Source organism: Neiella litorisoli (assembly GCF_014773395.1).
GTDB classification, from domain to species: domain Bacteria; phylum Pseudomonadota; class Gammaproteobacteria; order Enterobacterales; family Neiellaceae; genus Neiella; species Neiella litorisoli.
On the sequence record NZ_JACXAF010000005.1, the window covers coordinates 17,372 to 34,890 of the forward strand.

Annotated in this window: 16 protein-coding genes and 1 other RNA gene; 6 read left to right on the forward strand and 11 right to left on the reverse strand. The window is 47.5% G+C overall.

Translation table 11 applies throughout. From position 1 onward, the window contains the following. Positions 1-9: 9 nt before the first annotated feature. The 3 genes from IC617_RS04800 to metK form a co-directional block, all read right to left on the reverse strand. Positions 10-897, reverse strand: a complete 888-nt coding sequence (locus tag IC617_RS04800) for a hypothetical protein (protein WP_191143852.1) — start codon at positions 895-897, stop codon at positions 10-12. 365 nt (positions 898-1,262) lie between these two features. Further along, a complete protein-coding gene (locus tag IC617_RS04805) occupies positions 1,263-2,195 on the reverse strand; it encodes a choice-of-anchor A family protein (RefSeq protein WP_191143853.1) in 933 nt (310 codons plus the stop codon). Between the two features lie 282 nt (positions 2,196-2,477). Beyond that, positions 2,478-3,629: a methionine adenosyltransferase gene (metK, locus tag IC617_RS04810; protein ID WP_191143854.1), complete on the reverse strand. Its 1,152-nt coding sequence runs from the start codon at positions 3,627-3,629 to the stop codon at positions 2,478-2,480. 550 nt (positions 3,630-4,179) lie between these two features. On the opposite strand from metK, the gene IC617_RS04815 reads away from it, so the two are divergent. From IC617_RS04815 to IC617_RS04825, 3 genes are all read left to right on the forward strand, one after another. Then, the gene (locus IC617_RS04815; RefSeq protein WP_191143855.1) at positions 4,180-5,343 is read left to right on the forward strand and encodes a phosphoglycerate kinase; all 1,164 of its coding nucleotides are present in this window, start codon (positions 4,180-4,182) and stop codon (positions 5,341-5,343) included. 144 nt (positions 5,344-5,487) lie between these two features. Continuing rightward, complete coding sequence (gene fbaA / locus IC617_RS04820; protein ID WP_191143856.1) at positions 5,488-6,567, forward strand: class II fructose-bisphosphate aldolase; 1,080 nt, start codon at positions 5,488-5,490, stop codon at positions 6,565-6,567. 177 nt (positions 6,568-6,744) lie between these two features. After that, positions 6,745-7,494: a DUF481 domain-containing protein gene (locus IC617_RS04825; protein WP_191143857.1), complete on the forward strand. Its 750-nt coding sequence runs from the start codon at positions 6,745-6,747 to the stop codon at positions 7,492-7,494. A gap of 38 nt (positions 7,495-7,532) precedes the next feature. Here IC617_RS04825 and IC617_RS04830 read toward each other — a convergent pair whose 3' ends face one another. Continuing rightward, entirely contained in the window at positions 7,533-8,375 is an 843-nt protein-coding gene (locus tag IC617_RS04830; protein WP_191143858.1) for a LysR family transcriptional regulator, read from the reverse strand. A gap of 126 nt (positions 8,376-8,501) precedes the next feature. Between IC617_RS04830 and rimK the strand changes: the two genes are divergently transcribed. From rimK to IC617_RS04845, 3 genes are all read left to right on the forward strand, one after another. Then, positions 8,502-9,407: a 30S ribosomal protein S6--L-glutamate ligase gene (gene rimK, locus IC617_RS04835; RefSeq protein WP_191143859.1), complete on the forward strand. Its 906-nt coding sequence runs from the start codon at positions 8,502-8,504 to the stop codon at positions 9,405-9,407. Positions 9,408-9,527: 120 nt separating this feature from the next. Continuing rightward, positions 9,528-10,898, forward strand: coding sequence for a magnesium transporter (locus IC617_RS04840; RefSeq protein ID WP_191143860.1), 1,371 nt, complete (start codon positions 9,528-9,530; stop codon positions 10,896-10,898). 52 nt (positions 10,899-10,950) lie between these two features. Next, entirely contained in the window at positions 10,951-12,018 is a 1,068-nt protein-coding gene (locus tag IC617_RS04845; RefSeq protein WP_191143861.1) for a DUF21 domain-containing protein, read from the forward strand. A gap of 19 nt (positions 12,019-12,037) precedes the next feature. Here IC617_RS04845 and IC617_RS04850 read toward each other — a convergent pair whose 3' ends face one another. The 7 genes from IC617_RS04850 to IC617_RS04880 all read right to left on the reverse strand — a co-directional run bounded on the left by IC617_RS04850 (position 12,038) and on the right by IC617_RS04880 (position 17,402). After that, entirely contained in the window at positions 12,038-12,895 is an 858-nt protein-coding gene (locus IC617_RS04850; RefSeq protein WP_191143862.1) for a mechanosensitive ion channel family protein, read from the reverse strand. 121 nt (positions 12,896-13,016) lie between these two features. After that, positions 13,017-13,913, reverse strand: coding sequence for an alpha/beta fold hydrolase (locus IC617_RS04855; RefSeq protein ID WP_191143863.1), 897 nt, complete (start codon positions 13,911-13,913; stop codon positions 13,017-13,019). 169 nt (positions 13,914-14,082) lie between these two features. Next, entirely contained in the window at positions 14,083-15,312 is a 1,230-nt protein-coding gene (gene serA, locus IC617_RS04860) for a phosphoglycerate dehydrogenase (protein ID WP_191143864.1), read from the reverse strand. A 40-nt stretch (positions 15,313-15,352) separates the two neighbouring features. Then, positions 15,353-16,012: a ribose-5-phosphate isomerase RpiA gene (gene rpiA, locus IC617_RS04865; protein ID WP_191143865.1), complete on the reverse strand. Its 660-nt coding sequence runs from the start codon at positions 16,010-16,012 to the stop codon at positions 15,353-15,355. Positions 16,013-16,185: 173 nt separating this feature from the next. After that, positions 16,186-16,803 (reverse strand): 5-formyltetrahydrofolate cyclo-ligase, encoded by a 618-nt coding sequence (locus tag IC617_RS04870; protein ID WP_224745804.1) that lies wholly within the window; start codon positions 16,801-16,803, stop codon positions 16,186-16,188. Between the two features lie 22 nt (positions 16,804-16,825). Continuing rightward, positions 16,826-17,009, reverse strand: a non-coding RNA gene (gene ssrS, locus IC617_RS04875) — 6S RNA. Between the two features lie 60 nt (positions 17,010-17,069). Further along, positions 17,070-17,402, reverse strand: a complete 333-nt coding sequence (locus IC617_RS04880; RefSeq protein ID WP_191143866.1) for a cell division protein ZapA — start codon at positions 17,400-17,402, stop codon at positions 17,070-17,072. Positions 17,403-17,519: the final 117 nt, after the last annotated feature.

Genomic DNA, 17,519 nt, shown 5'->3' on the forward strand with positions numbered 1-17,519 from the left:
CATCTATCATCAGAAAATTAACGCGTTTTCTCCTAACAGATCCCACTCCGGCTGTGCAGTAAATCTCGCAAACTGTTCCTCTGACAGAATGTCTCTGGCCTGCTCCATAATTCTATTCACAAGAAGTTCTTGTCGAGCCACCAACGAAGCTTCAGTACTTAAAAAATCATCGAGGTCTTGTCCTCTAATTAACGCTTCATCAGCGATCGTCTGGTCAATGCTCCCGTAAATATCTGCTAAACCATTGGATTTGGCGCTGACTAAAAGCAAGGTCAACTCGTCTCGCTGATAAGCTTCCAGGCCAGTCGTACCTCTCTGATCTAACCGATTGATAAAGGTATCGAGAAATGAATATGATTCATCGCCGAATTTTTGAAATCCCTTTAGAAGCTCATAGTTTTCATCGCCCAGCAGCGCATGTAATTCTGGATTGAAAGGTTGGTCTGCAGCAGGCTCACTGCTAACAATCTCGTTGACTATTTCAATTGCTAATAATTGTTTTACTTTCGACAAGGCATTTTCAGTTAACTCTTGCGATAACTTTTGCAAAAGGGCTCGATATTTTTGGTTAAATTGTTCGCTGACCCGCTCATCTAACCGTGCAGCTGTTACTTGGTTACAAGTAGGAGAAATCGATATTTCCAGTTCACTGGGAGCGTTGCTAACGTTTCCGATTTCGCTCTGACTTAGTGCTTGGTGATTATCGTTTTTATTGAGGGGATTATAGCTATCGGAGTGACATGACAACGGCGTATGCTGATTGTTAGTCGTTGATTTGTAGCGCTCTATCTCGAAGTGCTGAACGATAATTACTGCAATTAACACAATCGAGCTGACAACGAATAATGAGTTTTTTACCACAAGCTTGCCCCCATGATTGAAACAATCACCTTTCACTAAAAACTTCTCTCTCGATTAGCCAAGTCAATTCAGCTGCCGAAAAAGAGCGCTTATGATAACAGCCCAAGGAAAGTTAAGTGACAATAAGAAAACGAAATACGTGCTAGTTTTAGTCTGGAATTAGAGTGATTCTTGGCGCTTTTCAAGCTCTTGAGCTGCTCTTGAACGTCATTCTGCGCCCTTCTTTTGCATAAAATTGGGCATAAAAAAAAGCCCGGGCAAGAAGCGCGGGCCAATTCGATTGTTGGATGTAAAACGTACGGTTTAAAAATAGTCCATATTGGCCTGACAGGCCAGTTTGAGATTGTTACTAATTGCTGCAAAGCTCTGTTGAGTTTGTTGCTACAACTATTTTTGACTAATTAGAACCTGCGTTTTTGTACTTTCATCAGGGTTAAAAGTAGTGCGCCAAACAAAATGAGAGCAGGCGTTTGTGGCTCTGGCACTTCGACAGACGATGATGGCACTTCAATGATCGGGTCAACGCCTTGATAAATGTAATTATGAATTTCATTTAAGCTTTGGTTTGAGTAATTACGGGCAATCACAGCGCCGTCCATATCAAAGCCACCGTTAAAAATATCGGCCTTGGTCGCTAGTACCGAGCCGATAAATTTGTTGTTGAAGTTGATTTCCGTGGTGTCGATGAAATTCCACAAGATTTTGTAATATATGCTGTTATTGATAGCACGAAAGTTCAATGCGCTGTGAATATTAGCCGAGCTGCCCGAAACGTTGATAACCGCCTTTTCAGCCAGACCCAAATCGAATTGCATGCCGTTGGATTGCTGAAATAAGCTGGCATTGATATCGAATACCGCTACCTGCTCACTACCTGAATAGCTGAACGTGCGGCCATTCATATCACCGGTAATAGAGCCATTGGCCGTCAAATTGTCATAGCTTACCGAAGCGGCTTCCAGCTGCGCTGTTAATTGTGATACCGCCAAGTTTTTGTCTTGGTATACGGTGCCGTTATTGGTGGCGATGTTCGCAGGGTTGGTTAAATCACCACCGTAGACGACGTCACCATTGAGCACTTTGACACCGTTACCAAAAATGTCATCGACCACGCTCAATGCCGCGGAACCAGCTAAGTTGGCATCATAGCCAAAGTCAGAGGCGCTGGTGATGTTCAAGTTACCACCAATGAAGGTCGAACCTTGAACATGAACTGAGCCGGTAAAATCGTTTAAAACAACAAAGTTATAGTCGGTAATGGGCAAGGCCCATGAGGTGTTACACAGAAACAAGGAAACAATCGCTACTGCGCGGCGAACGGCATGTTTGAACATCTTTTGCTACCTAACTACTGATCCCCGAATTTTAATAAGCGGGTGAATATGTTTGTCTGTTGGCGGCTGTTCAATTCACTCAGTCCGCATTTGAGTGGCTACCCAGGCAAAAAACAAACCAATGTTTTAACTGTTTGAAATAATTACTTTTAGTGTTTCTTTGGTGGGTTAGAATAAATACTCTGTAAATAATGCTGACAGACAACCCAAGCATGCCTTAGAACGAAAAAAAACCGCCTAGTTTTAGCTAAGCGGTTTTTATGGAGAGGAATTCAAGACTGATTACAACCCAGCGCTAGCTCGCAGAGCCTCAACTTTATCGGTGGCTTCCCATGGGAACTGTTCGCGGCCGAAGTGACCGTAAGCTGCCGTTTGTTGATAAATAGGCTGCGCAAGATTGAGCATCTCAGTCAGGCCATAAGGGCGCAAATCAAAGTGCTGACGCACCCAAGCAACCAAAGTGGCTTCATCAAACTGGCTGGTGCCAAAGGTTTCGATGCTGATCGAAGTCGGTTCGGCAACGCCAATGGCATATGACACTTGCAGCTCACAACGTTTGGCCAAACCGGCAGCCACTAGGTTCTTGGCAACATAACGGGCGGCGTAGGCAGCACTGCGATCCACTTTCGATGGGTCTTTACCAGAGAAAGCGCCACCACCATGGCGAGCCATGCCGCCATAGGTATCAACGATAATCTTACGGCCGGTTAAGCCACAATCGCCCATTGGGCCGCCAATGACAAAACGCCCTGTTGGGTTAATGAAGTATTTGGTTTGCTCAGTCAGCCATTGTGCTGGCAATACCGGTTTGATGATTTCTTCCTGAACAGCTTCAATCAAATCGCTTTGAGAAATGGTATCGCAGTGCTGGGTTGATAAAACAACCGCATCAATACCAACCGGCTGGCCGTTTTCATAAGCAAACGTCACTTGGCTTTTGGCATCAGGCCGCAACCAAGGTAGGGTGCCGTCTTTGCGCACTTCAGCTTGGCGCTTCACTAGTTTGTGAGCGTAAGTGATTGGCGCCGGCATCAGTTCTTCAGTCTCATCCGAGGCATAACCGAACATCAGGCCCTGATCACCAGCGCCTTGCTCTTTTGGATCGGCACGATCAACACCCTGGGCAATATCAGGCGACTGCTTACCAATGGCATTGAGCACGGCACAAGAGTCGGCATCAAACCCCATATCGGAGTGAACATAGCCAATTTCACGCACGGTACTGCGGGCTAATTCTTCGATATCGACCCAAGCTTCGGTGGTGATTTCACCACCAACCATCACCATGCCGGTTTTTACGTAAGTTTCGCAGGCCACGCGAGCACTTGGGTCTTGCTTCAAAATTGCATCAAGAACTGCATCCGAAATCTGGTCTGCAATTTTATCTGGGTGGCCTTCAGAAACCGATTCAGAGGTAAACAAATGTTTTGCCATGTTGCCTTTCTCGAAATTAAAGATGTTTATACGGATTTACGTCTAGACGTCTATTCTAGTTTAATTGTTCGTTTTAATGCTAGCCCGAATCACAATTCGTGCTCAGACGCTAATCATTGAGTGAAGTCCCCGAATCACGGGGGATACGGCTCGATGCGTACGTCAATGTTGCCAATCAGGATTGTTATTTAATTACTTTGAATGGAAAATTAATTAAAATAAAAAGGGCGGTGCGGTTGATTTTTCGTTGTAAAACCACAAATTGACCGGAACACAGAAAAAATTTTGGCCAAAAAGTGTGACTTGTGTTCACTCTGATGTAAATCAATTACGATTTCTTCCGGTTGTAACATAATGCGCCTGCTTTGACGCCAAGGCCTTATGGCTCTAAGGATAACTAGCCCTGCGCTGTGAGCCGCCCGTTCGGTGTTGATGAACGAAGTACAGCACAGTGAATAACAACGCACTATACTGCGTTGAGTTCGAATTCGAGCTGAGGCAAAAGGCCTCAACTCACCCAAATACACAAAGCAATTCTAGAGGAATGATCATGTCCGTATTGAAAATGAAAGATCTGGATTTAGCTGGCAAGCGCCTGTTTATCCGTGCAGATCTGAACGTGCCAGTAAAGGATGGCAAAGTCACTTCTGATGCTCGTATTCTGGCATCAATTCCTACCATTGAGCACGCGCTGAAAGCCGGTGCCAAGGTAATGGTGACCTCTCACTTAGGTCGTCCGACTGAAGGTGAGTATGCGGACGAGTTCTCTTTACAACCAGTTGTTGATTACCTTAACGAAGCGCTTGATGTGCCGGTTCGCCTGGTTAAAGACTACTTAGACGGCGTTGAGCTGGCTGAAAACGAAGTTGTTGTACTGGAAAACGTTCGTTTCAACAAAGGCGAAAAGAAAAACGACGAAGCGCTGTCGAAACAATACGCTGCTTTGTGTGACATTTTCGTCATGGACGCATTTGGTACCGCGCACCGTGCCCAAGCATCAACTCACGGCGTTGGCATGAACGCGCCAGTTGCTTGTGCTGGTCCGTTGTTGGCTGCTGAACTTGAAGCACTTGGCGCGGCGATGGATAACCCTGCGCGTCCAATGATTGCAATCGTTGGAGGCTCTAAAGTATCAACCAAACTGACTGTCCTTGAGTCGTTGTCAAAAGTTGCTGACCAGTTAGTGGTTGGCGGTGGTATCGCCAACACTTTCGTTGCAGCAACTGGCAACAACGTTGGTAAGTCACTGTGCGAATCAGACTTGATTCCAACCGCGCAAAAACTGATGAAAGAGTGTGCCATTCCCGTTGCGACTGACGTTGCTGTTGGTAAAAACTTCTCAGAAGATGAAAAAGCCGTTGTTAAATCTGCAGCCGATGTAGAAGACGACGATATGATCTTCGACTTGGGCCCAGACTCAGCAGAAGAATTAGCAAAAATCATCAAAGAAGCGAAAACCATTCTGTGGAATGGCCCTGTTGGCGTATTCGAATTTGATGAATTCGCTAAGGGTACTGAAATCGTTGCGAAAGCAATTGCTGAGTCAGAAGGTTTCTCAGTTGCTGGTGGCGGTGACACCCTAGCTGCTATCGACAAGTTCGGTATCAAAGATCAGGTGTCTTACATTTCAACTGGTGGCGGCGCGTTCCTTGAATTCGTGGAAGGCAAAAAGCTACCAGCAGTTGCTATGCTCGAAGAGCGTACCAACGGCTAAGCCAGCCAAAATATATAACGGGAGCCTTAGGCTCCCGTTACTATTTATTCGACACTTTATTCGAAACTGAATTCGTATGAATTTTGTCGTAAATAATCTAGACTTATTCAACTCAATTTGTATCAACCCACAGGACAAATAATCATGTCTCAGAATATTCTTGATGTTGTTAAACCAGGCGTAGTAACTGGTGACGACGTAGCCAAAGTTTTTACCATCGCTAAAGAGAAAGGCTTTGCTCTGCCTGCTGTTAACTGCGTCGGTACTGATTCTGTTAACGCAGTGCTTGAAGCTGCAGCGAAAGTAAAGGCTCCTGCTGTTATCCAATTCTCTAACGGTGGCGCGGTGTTCTTTGCTGGTAAAGGTTTGAAACTGGAAGGCCAAGAAGCCGCTATTCTGGGTGCCATTGCTGGTGCAAAACACGTTCACACCATGGCGGAAGCTTACGGTGTACCAGTGATCTTGCACACTGACCACGCTGCGAAAAAATTACTGCCTTGGATTGACGGCCTGTTGGAAGCGAGCGAGAAGCACTTCGCAGAAACTGGCAAGCCGCTGTTCAGCTCTCACATGATTGACCTGTCAGAAGAGTCGCTGGAAGAAAACATCGAAACTTGTGCCAAGTACCTTGAGCGCATGAGCAAAATCGGCATGACTCTGGAGATCGAATTGGGTTGTACTGGTGGTGAAGAAGACGGTGTTGATAACACTGATATGGATCAGTCACTGCTTTACACTCAGCCTTCTGAAGTGAACTACGCTTACGAAAAACTGAATGCAATCAGCCCGAATTTCACCATTGCTGCTTCTTTCGGTAACGTTCACGGCGTCTACAAGCCAGGTAACGTGAAGCTGACTCCAACCATTTTGCGTGATTCTCAAGCTTACGTTTCTGAGAAGCACAACCTGCCTCACAACACGCTGAACTTCGTGTTCCACGGTGGTTCTGGTTCTTCACAAGAAGAAATCCAAGAGTCAATCAGCTACGGTGTGATCAAAATGAACATCGATACTGATACTCAGTGGGCAACTTGGGATGGTATCCGTGTTTATGAAGCCGACAAGCACGACTACCTGCAAGGCCAAATCGGTAACCCAGAAGGTGAAGATGCGCCTAACAAGAAATACTACGACCCACGCGTTTGGTTGCGCAAAGGTCAAGAGTCAATGGTTGTTCGCTTAGAGCAAGCATTCGCTGATCTGAACGCAGTAAACGTACTGTAATTTCTCGTCAATCTTTGACAGAATGAAAAGCCCGCATTAAGCGGGCTTTTTTGTGGCTGACAGACAAATTCTTATTGAGGCTATTTGCCTTGAGTCTTGGGAAGGATGTTATATAGAATTTGCAGGTTAATTGTTAACTTAACGTCAGAAAATTATTCTAATATCCAGAGATTGATCATGTTCGCATTGCGCCAATGCCGACTCGTTGCGCTAACGACGGCTTTGCTTAGTTTCGGTGTATACGGCCTTAGTATTTCAGATGAAGATCTGAAAAAGCAGGGGTGGTCTGCACAAGTTGAAGGTGGTCTTAGCTATTCGACCGGTAATACTGATCAATCGTCCATGCGCTTTCGCGGTGAGTTTGACTATTTCTGGGCCGACTGGCGCCACTTCTTAAAAGCTGAAGCCAACTCGACTAAACGCAACGGTAAAAATAGTGCTGAACGTTACCGTGGCTCTTACAAAGCTGACCGTGACTGGACCGATGTCGACTACACCTTTGGTCTGGTGACCTATGAAAACGACCGCTTCAATGGCTTGGAAGACCTCTTTACTTTGGTCGGTGGCTGGGGTCATCGATTCTTTCCGGCTGACTCGATGGAGTTATACACCGAAGCTGGGCCGGGTTACCGTTGGAATAACTCACCTGATTCAAAAGACAGTGAGGCAATTCTGCGCGGCGCGACGCAGTTTGACTGGACCATCAGTGACAACAGCTCTTTTCGACAAACCGTCACCTTTGAAAGCGGTGAAAGCAACATGATTAGTCGTGCTGAAACCTCACTAACGACCAGTATTGTTGGCCAACTGGCATTGAAGGTGAGTATATCGATGACTCATCAGACCAAGCCAGAAGTTGATAATAATGGCGTCTCGAAAGAAAAGCTCGACACCATCTCTGGTGTCACCTTGCTCTACAAGTATTGATAAATAATTTTTTTTGATAATGGGCTTTTGATAAAAAATTATTCATTAATGTAGGGGAAGAAATGCAGACTATCTCTGATCACATCAGCCTTATGGCTTTTGTTCAGATAGATGGCATAAATCTCGCGCTGGTAGGTCGGCGTTCCCGGTACTAAATGTAGGTTTCCTTTACGTATTTCATGAAAACTCATCTGCCTTGGTAAGTAAGCCGCGCCGCCTGCTTCGACGATGAAACTCATCGCAATTCGCGGTTGATTCATATGATGCTTGGCCGTAATTAATTCACCTAAGTCATTATTAAACTTAAAGTTAATCGACTCGCCATAATCCACCATGACAAAGTTTTCAATTTCTTCAACAGAGCGAACCGGCTGGCTACTGACTAATTGTAATGGCACCACCGCTACTTTCTGCGTGGCTAAGTCCTCAAGGTAGGTGGGTTCAAACACAAAGCCAATATCAACCAGTCTGGTAAGTACTTGTTTTCTCAACTCAACTGGTGAATGGATATGGGTTTGCAAATGAGCATCTTCAAAATTTCGATGAACCTTTTGCAACCAGTCATGCAGCACCATGTCCCAAATTGAACTCACTCCGCCAATAAAGAGCTGCAACGAATCAGCATCTGCCGTGCCCACATCTTGCTTGGCTTTCTGCCAAGTGGTCAGTATGTCATTGGCATACTTAACTAACTTATAGCCTTCTGGAGTCAGCTTTAGGCGCTTATTTGAGCGATCAAAAAGCAGTACACCCAACTCTTGCTCAAGTAATTTAATCCGAGAGCTGACTGCTGCTTGGGTAACAAACAGATTCTCGGCCGAAATCCGAATGTGAAGAGTTCGGCTGACATCAAGAAAGGTAACGAGTAAGTCAGTACGCATAGTTTTGATAAAAATAATTTTATAAACATCCTAATTTATTTAGTTTTTTGTTTCATTGTTTTTCTTCTATCTTTCACGCCAACAGATTAGCCAGCTCAATTGCTGGCGTTAGCAGAGGGCCTGACAATGAAAATCGCAATCTTATCCAGAAACGAAAACTTATATTCCACTCGCCGTTTGAAAGAGGCCGGTGAGCTCCGTGGTCATGAAGTCGATATCATTGATACCTTGCATTGCTACATGGACATCACCAGTAGCAAGCCGACGGTGCGTTACAACGGCCAAACGTTACCCAAATATGACGCGGTTATTCCTCGGATTGGCTCATCGATTACCTTTTACGGAACAGCGGTGGTGCGCCAGTTTGAAATGATGGGCACGTTTTGTGTCAACGAATCCGTTGCCATTAGTCGCTCGCGCGATAAATTGCGTTCGCTACAGTTGCTGTCGCGCAAAGGTATTGGTCTGCCACGAACTGGGTTCGCTAGTAAACCAGACAAAATTCAGGATGTGATTAAGAATGTTGGTGGCGCGCCGCTGGTCATCAAGTTACTTGAGGGCACTCAGGGCATCGGCGTGGTTTTAGCTGAAACCGCGAAAGCGGCCGAAAGCGTGATGGAAGCCTTTATGGGCCTCAAGGCCAACATTCTGGTGCAGGAATTCATTAAGGAAGCGGGCGGTGCCGACATTCGTTGCTTTGTCGTTGGCGGCCGTGTGGTGGCAGCAATGAAGCGCCAAGCGGCGGAGGGCGAGTTTCGCTCCAATCTGCATCGTGGTGGTAATGCGCAATTGGTTCGGTTGACCAAAGAAGAGCGAGCGACCGCGGTTAATGCCGCCAAAGCCATGGGCTTAAACCTGTGTGGTGTCGATATTCTGCAATCAAATCGTGGGCCGGTTGTGATGGAAGTGAATTCCTCGCCAGGCTTGGAAGGAATTGAGGTTGCCACTAACAAAGATGTCGCTGGGCTTATCTACGAGTTCATTGAGAAAAACGCCAAGCCGAATGCCAATCGGACCAAAGGTCAAGGCTAACGCCACTAAGGGCGAGTTCGACCGAGTATAGCAATGCCAGTCGTTGCTGACTTTGCTCAGGCAGATCATAGGGCGGTTTAACACCGCCTGATCTGCCGTAGATCGAAATAGGAGGTTGCGATGAATACCAATGAACAACAAACAGAGCAGCACGTTGACCTAATTGCGCTGGTACTTAAAGCCTTTGCTCATCATGAGGCTCAGCCCGGCTCAGAGCTGCAACTGGCGTTTATCAGCGAGCACACCGATGCAGATATTGCTCACCTTATCGAATCGGTTTCTGATCAGTATAGGGTCGCTATCTGGCAGCAAATTAGTGCGGATCGAGCTTGGTCTGTACTCCATCTGCTTAACTATGAAACTGCGCGACACTTAGTCAAAAAGCTTACGGCGGAGCAACTCAACGGGCTGCAGAAAAAGGCTGTTGAGCGTGACATCGTTACCTTTGCCGAAATTTTTCCTGATGATTTCGTCGAAGATTTTCTCGATCAGCAGGAAGCTTCTGCCAGCGAGTTACTACAAAACGCGCTGAGTTATCCAGATGAAAGTGTCGGCCGCTACCTTAATTTGTCGATCCTACGGGCGCGACCATCGGCGACGGTGCAACGGACCATCGAGCGGATTAATAAGCTCAAGCCGAAAAATGTGGTGGGTATTTATGTCGTTGATTCAGATGGCGTGTTTCGGGGCGGTTGTAACCTTGGCCAAATTTTAGCGGCACCGCCGGAAACTCGCTTGCAGGATATTCTGGTCGCGATGGAGTTGATTAGCGATAGCGAAGACATGACCGAGGCGGCGCAGCGGCTCAATCCTGTTGATGGCTTTGCCTGGGTGCCGGTCCAGAAAAACAACAAGATTATTGGTGCGGTTGCCGTGTCATTGTTGATGGGGCGCCTTAAAGAACGCTCGCTGGAAGTATTCACCACTGAAGCGACCAATGATGAGGAAGATCTATTTACCCCGATCCCTGTTGCGGCGCGGATGCGGGCTATTTGGTTGGTGACGAACCTGATGACCGCCTTTCTGGCCTCCGCGGTGATTGGCCTATTCGAAGCGACCGTCGAGCAGGTGGTCGCACTGGCTATTTTGATGCCAGTGGTAGCCAGCATGGGCGGCATTGCCGGTAGCCAAACTTTAGCTGTGGCACTGCGCGGTATCGCCATGAATCACTTAAAAAGCAGTAACTTGAAACTACTGTTACATAAGGAAATTAAAATTGCAGCAGTCAATGGCGTGGCGCTCGGAGTACTGGTGGCGGCGATTGTTGGCTATTGGTTCAATTCGGCCATTCTTGGCTCGATTCTATTTGTAGCCATTGTTCTAAACAGCCTCGCGGCTGGTGCATCAGGAACCATTATCCCGTTTGTTCTCAAGAAATTACGAATAGATCCTGCGGTTGCTGGCTCGGTCATTTTGACCACAGTAACAGATGTCGTTGGCTTCTTTGTGTTTCTCGGATTGGGAACCGTGTTGATAAGTGCGCTGATCTAAATGAGTGCCGCTAACGGCACATTAATGTCATTAATTTAAAGAGAGTAAAACGATGTCAACGGAACTATTTATGTGGATAGGGATTGCTTTTTGTATTACCCAATCTGCGGTTTTTTCTGGTTTGAATTTGGCATATTTCAGCCTCAGCCGTCTGCAGCTGGAAGTAGAAGCAAAGCGCAATAACAAGCATGCCGTGAAGATTTTGGCCATGCGCGAAGATTCTAATTTCCTGCTGGCGACGATTTTGTGGGGCAATGTGTCGATTAATGTATTGTTGACCTTATTGTCCGATTCGGTGCTGGCCGGTATCTATGCGTTTTTGTTTTCGACTATTGCGATTACTTTCCTCGGTGAGATTTTCCCGCAGGCTTATTTTTCTCGTAATGCGTTGAAAGTGGCATCTTTTCTAACGCCCATTATTCGCATGTATCAAGTGCTGCTGTTCCCAGTTGCGAAATTTACCTCGTTAATCCTTGATGGTTGGCTGGGTAGAGAAGGGATCACCTACTTTCGTGAGAAAGAGTTGAAAGCCATGATCCTTGCCCATGTTGAAGCAGAGGAAGCCGAAGTGGTTCATGTCGAAGGGGTGGGAGCACTTAACTTTTTGTCGGTTGATGAAGTGCCGGTGACTCAGGAAGGTGAACCGCTTGATCCGGCCAGTTTGCTGGCGCGCCCTTGCAAGCTTGATCTACCGATTTTTCCAGAGGCTAATGATCCTGAATATCAGGGGCTGATCAAACAAATACATCAGTCTGGCCATAAATGGGTGGTGATCACCGATCAGAATGAACCGCGCTTAGTACTTGATGCCGATGGCTTTATTCGCTCTGCCTTATTGGATGATGTGGCGACTGATATTTATAAATATTGCCATCGGCCGGTGGTCATCGAGGATCCCACCGTGACGCTTGGTGCGGCCATGCAGGAGTTGAAGCATGCTCAAGAAGTTGCGGTGAATAGCGATGAAGTGTTAGACCGTGACGTGATCTTAGTGTGGTCAGAAGAGCACAAGCGAGTGATCACCGGTGCCGACATCTTGGGCCGCTTAATGAAAGGGATTGGCAGCGTCCGCCCAGCAATGTCTGCTAAAGCGGAAGCTCCTGCGGTGTCTTCGTCGTAATTTACTCGAGTTCGATAACCTACTGACGGACCAGCTTGATCTGGCCGTCGAGGTGAACATCCCGTTGTGGGAAGGCGATAACAATGTCGTGTTGCTGAAATGCTTCTTCAATCTCAAAACGAATATTGCTGGCAACGGCTCGGATCCCGCCTTCCACTCTTGAATTGATCCAGAAGTAAGATTCGAACACCAACGCGTTATCACCAAAGTCTTGAAAGAACACTTCAGGTTTCGGCGAATCAATCACTTGCGGTTGGCGGGCGGTGACCTCGGTCATTAGCTTCGCCACGAGGCGCACGTCGCTACCATAGGCAACCCCTACCGCCACAGTGCCGCGGACCAGTTTGTCACGTAAGGTCCAGTTGATGACGGTGTTCTCAAGCAGCTTGCTGTTTGGCACGAGCATATGAACGCCGTCAACCCGACGAATGCGAGTGGAGCGGGTGTTAATTTGCTCAACCGTACCTTTGGCGCCTTCCACTTCAAGAAAGTCACCGAGTCGAATCGGTTTTTCGCCAATTAAAATCCAACCGCTAATAAAGTTGTTAATGATGTTTTGGGCACCGAAACCAAAACCAATGGCAATGGCACCGGATAAAAATGCAAAGGCAGTAATCGGCACGTTAAGCATCGACAAAGTGGTTAGGAAGATCACTGCTATCGACAGCACAATCAGAATCCGTTCAATCAATTGCACGATGTTCGGATCTTTGTCTTTGGCCAGCATACGCGCTGACACCGCTTTGATAACGATGCGCGACACCCACAAGCTGATCAAAACCCAAGTCGGGACCGTGATAATGGCCCAAACAGTAATTGGCTGATCGTTAAAGGTGAATAGGGTTGTTTCTAATATTGAAATGAACTGATCGAACATATGCCAACCTTTCGCAAGGAATCAATTGCTGTCTGCCTTGCCAAGACAAGGCAGACTCATCGCTACTGAATAATCGATTTTAGTCGAGGTGTCTATAACAATTATTGCCGTATGCAGCCGCTCAGATTTCTTGCTGCTTCAACCAAGCACTAAACAGTGGAATGTGGTCGTTAAATGCATCTGGGTGGACCAATAGACTGGTGTGATCATAGTCTCTGAGGTTGCCGTTGGCTTTGCTCAGTAAGGTGTATTTGGCGCCCGTGTTTTTGCTGTCGCGCAAGAAAGCTTGAACATCGTTGGGATTACCCAATACCGAATCACCCTGACCGGCAAAGAACCAAGTTGGCGGCCAGTTGATGTTTTGTGCCGCGGTGTGAAAACAAAAGCCATCGCTGTCTTGCCATTGGCTTGAGTTCACCCAGCGAACATTATCTGCCAATGACACGGACGACTCATTATCCATCCCCAGCTTGAATTTTTTGGCCGGCAGGTAGCCGTAGCGTCTGGTTAACCAAGGACACACTCGATTCCAAATTAAGTTAACCATGAACTTCTTTTTTAAGTGGCGCGAGTAAATGGTCTTCTTGCTGGCAAAGCCCGCTAGGGTTTTCACTTCCGCTAATCGCTTTGGATATTTGGCTAAATGGCTCGCCATTAAAATGGTGCCCCACGAATGGCCTAGCCAGTGCACTTGCTGCTGGTGTTGTTGCATGATCCATTCATGAGCGAGTGGGATTTGCCGATTAATCACTTCAGATTGACCAAACTTCTCGCCACCCTTGAGACGAGGTTTGCTGTTGCCGTTGCCAAACACATCCATGACATAAACCGGATGCCCTTGCCGCGCCAAATGGCAGGCTAACCCTTTACCTGATTCGGTATAAAACACCCGACCATTGCTCATTGATCCATGCAGCATAAGCACCGGCAGGTGGCTTGGCGCCGTTTCTGGTTTAATTACACGAAGGTGTAATTCGCCATAACTGTAGGGCAAAAACTGTGAAGATTGAGTGATCACAAAACCGCCTCCAACGATCCTTGGTCGCTGTTGTTGTACGTCATTTTATCTGGTTAGACCAGTCGCAGAGCGATTAAAATGTCGCTCCTGTGATCTAGGTTGCTCGTCTTCAACCCATAAAAAAAGCCAGCATTTTCATGCTGGCTTTGGCATTTATCGGCGATGTTGCTTAATGCAAAATCCGAGTCTTAATGGTGCCATCAATGGTTTTCAGATGTTCCAGCGCGGTTTGCGCATCTTCGGTGTGAACATCAATCACCACGTAACCCAAGGCATCATCAGTTTGCAAGAACTGGGCAGCGATGTTGACGCCCTTTTCGGCAAAGGTCAGGTTGATTTGAGTCAGGATGCCTGGTTTGTTTTCGTGAATGTGTAACAAGCGGCTGCAGTCAGTGTGCTCTGGCAGCGATACTTCAGGGAAGTTAACCGCCGACAGGGTTGAGCCGTTATCTGAGTATTTGGCCAGTTTACCGGCTACTTCAATACCGATGTTTTCTTGCGCTTCTTGTGTCGAGCCACCCACGTGCGGGGTTAGAATCACATTGTCGATGCCACGCAGTGGCGAGACAAATTCTTCGTTGTTGGACTTGGGCTCAAGCGGGAATACGTCGACCGCAGCGCCAGCTAACTTACCGCTGTTCAGCGCTTCGACCAGAGCGTCAATCACCACCACGGTACCACGCGCCGCGTTAATGAAGATGGCGCCTTGCTTCATGGCGTCAAACTGGGCTTTGCCGATCATGTCTTTAGTTTGCGCCGTTTCAGGTACATGCAACGACACCACATCGGCTTGCGCTAGCAAGTCATTGAGGTTGCTCACTTGGCTGGCATTACCCAGTGGCAGCTTGGTTTCCACATCGTAAAACTTGACGCGCATACCAATGGTTTCAGCCAAAATGCCGAGCTGAGTACCAATGTGGCCATAGCCAACAATACCTAAGGTTTTGCCACGCGCTTCATAGCTGCCGACGGCGCTTTTCAACCATTCACCGCGATGGGCTTTGGCACTGCGCTCAGGTACGCCACGTAGCAACATGATGGCTTGACCAAGCACCAACTCGGCAACACTGCGGGTGTTTGAGAATGGCGCGTTGAATACCACGATGCCGCGTTTTTTCGCCGCTTGAAGATCCACTTGGTTGGTGCCGATACAGAAGCAACCTATGGCAATGAGCTTTTTCGCGTGGGACAACACATCTTCAGTCAGGTTGGTACGCGAACGAATACCAATAAAGTGGGCATCTTTGATCTTTTCGATCAGTTCGTCTTCAGGCAGGGACGTGGCCAGTGATTCGATGTTGGTGTAGCCAGCATCGCGAAATGTCTGCTCTGAACTAGGGTGCAACCCTTCTAACAGCAGAATGCGAATTTTGTCTTTATCGAGCGAAAACTTTTGCATCAGTGGGTTCTCTTTGAGCTTGCGAGTGGGGATAGTTTTATTATGGTTTCATCGTAACCACGCCTTGTTCGGTACCGAGTAGGCAGATATCTGCGCCTCGGTGAGCAAACAAGCCGTTGGTGACAACACCTGTAATCATATTGATGTCGTGCTCTAACTGCTTAGGATCGACAATTTTCATGTTATGTACATCAAGGATGACGTTGCCATTATCGGTGATCACGCCCTCGCGCCACACCGGATCGCCGCCAAGCTTAACCAGCTCGCGGGCAACATAACTGCGCGCCATTGGGATCACTTCAACGGGCAGCGGGAAGTTGCCCAGCACATCCACCTTTTTGCTGCCATCAGCAACACAAACGAATGTTTTGGCCACTGCTGAAATGATTTTTTCGCGGGTCAATGCGGCTCCGCCGCCTTTGATCATGTGCATGTGTTTGGTGATTTCATCGGCGCCATCAACGTAGACTTCAATGCTGTCGACCGAGTTCAGTTCAAACACTGGAATACCATAGCCTTTAAGCTTTTCGGTAGAGGCTTCAGAGCTTGACACCGCGCCTTCGATTTTGTGTTTGATGGTGGCCAAGGCGTCAATGAAATGGGCCGCAGTAGAGCCGGTGCCAACACCGACGATGGTATCTTCTGGAACGTATTCCAGCGCAGCCCAGCCGACTGCTTTTTTCAATTCATCCTGTGTCATGGAAGTCACCTTAGCGCTAGTCCTTGAAGTTTCCTTGAGGAGTTCCCCTAGGAAGAGAGCGCGAATTATACTCAAAGATAGGGCCATCTGAGAATAGCCGTTTAGACGTCTTTTTCTACTCGCGCTATCTTTTTGCTCTATAAGCAACAACGCTTTGGCTATAAGGGCACGACCTAGCTGCAAGCGGAAGGCTGTGGTCGAACATAACTTTGAGCCGGAGTCAGCACCGCATTCAATGGTACATCCCAACTGGCAATCGGTAGTTCGGGAACTTGCTGACATTGGTGGGCTACACCCAGCAGCGTTGTCGCGGGGTGCCGTTGTTGATGCCATTGAGACAGAGTGCGATCGTAAAAGCCGCCGCCCATGCCGAGTCGATTGGCATCGCTATCAAAGCCGACTAAAGGCAGTAAAATGGCGTCTAATTGGCCCAAAGGCACCACTTGAGTGGCATTAAGTTCGGGCTCAAAAATACCAAAACGGTTGCGCTTCATTGGTGTTGTTGGCTGGTATTTCAGAAACAACAAATGGCCTTTGCTAAATGGATGCAGTACCGGCAAGCAAAGTTGTTTGTCATGATGCCAACACCAGTGACAGAAACGGGTGAGATCGATTTCGCCGTCATTCGCCAGATAAACAGCAATCGTTTTGGCTTTTGCCAACAGCGGTTCCTGCTGCAATCGCGAATCAAGATTAATGCTGGCTTGTTGTTGTTCAGAAGAGGTTAATGCTTGGCGCTTCTGGCGCAGCAGCTTGCGCAGAGTTGCGCGTTCAGCCATTAAGTTATTCATGCCAATACTGCATTGGAAAGTGGAGTACCCCAGAGTGCCGCTGCATTGGCGTCTGCCCTTGAACCATTCGGTTCAAGGCGGAACAACAAGCGTTTGCCGTAGGCTTCTCAGTTTATCTGAGCTTGCTCAATAGCACCCGATGCTATTCCTGAAAAGGTGATTATCGGCTCAGGGACTTAGCCCGCTGGCAAACACCCCAGGGAAACGTGTCGCAACTCGCGTCTGTATCTTAACGAAGATAAGCAGAATACTCGCTGCAGACACCTCTAATTGTTCGGATCTTGAGGGGCCTTGTCAACACGCTTGTTGCCTTCATTAAGCGCGCGTTCAACAGTGGCTTGCAGCATGCGCATCCGGCTATCCATGGATTTGGCGTATTGCTCCGACCGGCGTTGCTCAATAAGTAACTCATGGCAAAGGTTTAACGCCGCCATGAGCGCCACTTGTTCGGTACTTTGTGAAGCCTTGTTACCTTGTAGCTGAGCCACTTTTTGCTCCAATAAATCAGCAGCCAGCTTTAAATCATCGAGCTCATCTGATGGGCAGCGCAAGGTGTAGGTCTTGCCTAGTAGTTTGACTTCAATTTCCTGATCCGACATCGGCTAATGCTCCCTCTAGCCTTATTTATGCGAATGATGATGACCATACTGAACCATCGACATCAAGGCAAAGGTTCGATCAAAGTTGGAGCGCTTCGAGTGCAGTGTTAGCATGAA